A 2,958-nucleotide genomic window follows, 5' to 3' on the forward strand; every position below is an offset into this window, starting at 1 on the left:
AACGTACCTTGAAAACTTCATACAGAATTGATGATAAGACTATCATTTTAGAAATGATAGACCTAAGATATCAAGACATCCGAGAAACAAACCGATTCAAAAGAATCAACAAACACAAGCGTGAAAACGCAAAAGACACCTGTCACTAACGCTATAGATGACAGGAAGCAAGGTCAAGCGAAGAAGAGCGCAGGGTGGATGCTTGGCACTAAGAGCCGATGAAAGACGTGATAAGCTGCGAAAAGTCACGGGGAGGAGCAAATATCCATTGATCCGTGAATATCTGAATGGGGAAACCACATGAGCATACCTCATGTATCCATACGCCAATCCATAACGTATGGAAGGGAACCCGGTGAACTGAAACATCTAAGTAGCCGGAGGAAGAGAAAGAAAAATCGATTTCCAAAGTAGCGGCGAGCGAAATGGAAAGAGCCCAAACCGGAGTGCGTGCATTCCGGGGTTCGGACCGCATAATTGATTCAGCAATTCCAGCAGAACTGTTTTGGGAAAGCAGACCAGAGAGGGTGAAAGTCCCGTAAGCGAAAGAAGAGCTGACATGGCGGTATCCAGAGTACATCGAGACACGAGAAACCTTGATGGAATAAGCGGGGACCACCCCGTAAGGCTAAATACTACTTAGTGACCGATAGCGCATAGTACTGTGAAGGAAAGGTGAAAAGGACCCCGGGAGGGGAGTGAAAGAGAACCTGAAACCCTGTGTTTACAAGCTGTGGAAGCACTTTATATGTGCGACCGCGTACTTTTTGTAGAACGGTCCGGCGAGTTACGCTTACTGGCGAGGTTAAGGACTTAAGGTCCGGAGCCGAAGGGAAACCAAGTCTTAACAGGGCGAGTTTAGTCAGTAGGAGTAGACCCGAAACCGGGTGATCTATCCATGTCCAGGTTGAAGATGCCGTAAAAGGCGTTGGAGGACCGAACCCACATCCGTTGAAAAGGGTGGGGATGAGGTGTGGATAGGGGAGAAATTCCAATCGAACCCGGAGATAGCTGGTTCTCCTCGAAATAGCTTTAGGGCTAGCCTCGTTTTAGTCTTGTGGAGGTAGAGCACTGAATTTCCGCGGGGGCGTCAAAGCTTACCAAAGAATATCAAACTCCGAATGCCATTAAGATGATGAACGGGAGTCAGACTGTACGAGATAAGTTGGACAGTCAAAAGGGAAAGAGCCCAGACCACCAGCTAAGGTCCCAAAGTGTGTGTTAAGTGGAAAAGGATGTGGGGATTCAAAGACAACTAGGATGTTGGCTCAGAAGCAGCCATTCATTCAAAGAGTGCGTAACAGCTCACTAGTCGAGAGTCCCTGCGCCGAAAATGTCCGGGGCTAAAACACAACACCGAAGCTGTGGAATCATACCTAGTATGATTGGTAGAGGAGCATTCTTAAGACCGACGAAGCTGTACCGGTAAGGAGCAGTGGAGGGATAAGAAGAGAGAATGCCGGAATGAGTAGCGAGAGGAAGGTGAGAATCCTTCCGGCCGAATATCCAAGGATTCCAGGGTAAAGCTGATCTGCCTGGGTAAGTCGGGACCTAAGGAGAGGCCGAGAGGCGTATCCGATGGACAACAGGTTTAGATTCCTGTACCACATATGGTCAGAACTGTGGGGACGCAGAAGGAAAGCATGAGCCAGGAATGGAAAGACTGGTACAAGCAGAGGGGATGGTGTGCTGGCAAATCCGCACACGAAAGTCCTTGCTGTGATGTGGAGCGAACTAGAGTAGCGAAGCATGCGGACCGGCTGCCGAGAAAAGCCGCTATTGTGCCATATGTGCCCGTACCGTAAACCGACACAGGTGGATGAGGAGAGAATCCTAAGGCCGACGGAAGAAGTATTGTTAAGGAACTCGGCAAAATGACCCCGTAACTTCGGGAGAAGGGGTGCCTGAGAAATCAGGCCGCAGAGAATAGGCTCAAGCAACTGTTTAGCAAAAACACAGGTCTATGCAAAACCGAAAGGTGAAGTATATGCTGACGCCTGCCCGGTGCTGGAAGGTTAAGAGGAGAGGTTAGCGCAAGCGAAGCTTTGAATTTAAGCCCCAGTAAACGGCGGCCGTAACTATAACGGTCCTAAGGTAGCGAAATTCCTTGTCGGGTAAGTTCCGACCCGCACGAAAGGCGTAATGATTTGAGCACTGTCTCGACAATACATCCGGTGAAATTGAAGTACCAGTGAAGATGCTGGTTACCCGCGCCAGGACGGAAAGACCCCATGGAGCTTTACTCCAGTTTGGTACTGGGATTCGGTACTGCATGTACAGGATAGGTGGGAGACGAAGAAGTTAGGACGCCAGTCTTAACAGAGTCGCTGTTGGGATACCACCCTTGCAGTATTGGGTTTCTAACCAGCCGCTGTGAACCAGCGGTGGGACAATGCCAGGCGGGGAGTTTGACTGGGGCGGTCGCCTCCGAAAGGGTATCGGAGGCGCTCAAAGGTTCCCTCAGAATGGTTGGAAACCATTTAAAGAGTGCAAAGGCAGAAGGGAGCTTGACTGCGACACCGACGGGTGGAGCAGGTACGAAAGTAGGACTTAGTGATCCGGTGGCATAAAGTGGGATTGCCATCGCTCAACGGATAAAAGCTACCCTGGGGATAACAGGCTTATCACTCCCAAGAGTTCACATCGACGGAGTGGTTTGGCACCTCGATGTCGGCTCATCGCATCCTGGGGCTGTAGCAGGTCCCAAGGGTTGGGCTGTTCGCCCATTAAAGCGGTACGCGAGCTGGGTTCAGAACGTCGTGAGACAGTTCGGTCCCTATCCGGCGCGGGCGTAGGATATCTGAGGGGAGCTGGCCTTAGTACGAGAGGACCGGGCTGGACGGACCACTGGTGCATCAGCTGGATACCAAATCCATAGCTGGGTAGCCAAGTCCGGAAGGGATAAACGCTGAAGGCATCTAAGCGTGAAGCCCCCCCCAAGATGAGATGTCCCTGTCT

1 rRNA gene is annotated in these 2,958 nt (G+C 50.8%); it reads left to right on the forward strand.

Annotated features, from left to right (window positions below):
- Positions 1-171 precede the first annotated feature (171 nt).
- Positions 172-2,958, forward strand: a 23S ribosomal RNA gene (locus DW059_RS14815); the annotation flags it as partial.

This window comes from Roseburia sp. AF42-8 (assembly GCF_003435965.1).
In the GTDB taxonomy this organism is placed as follows: Bacteria; Bacillota; Clostridia; order Lachnospirales; family Lachnospiraceae; genus Roseburia_C; species Roseburia_C amylophila.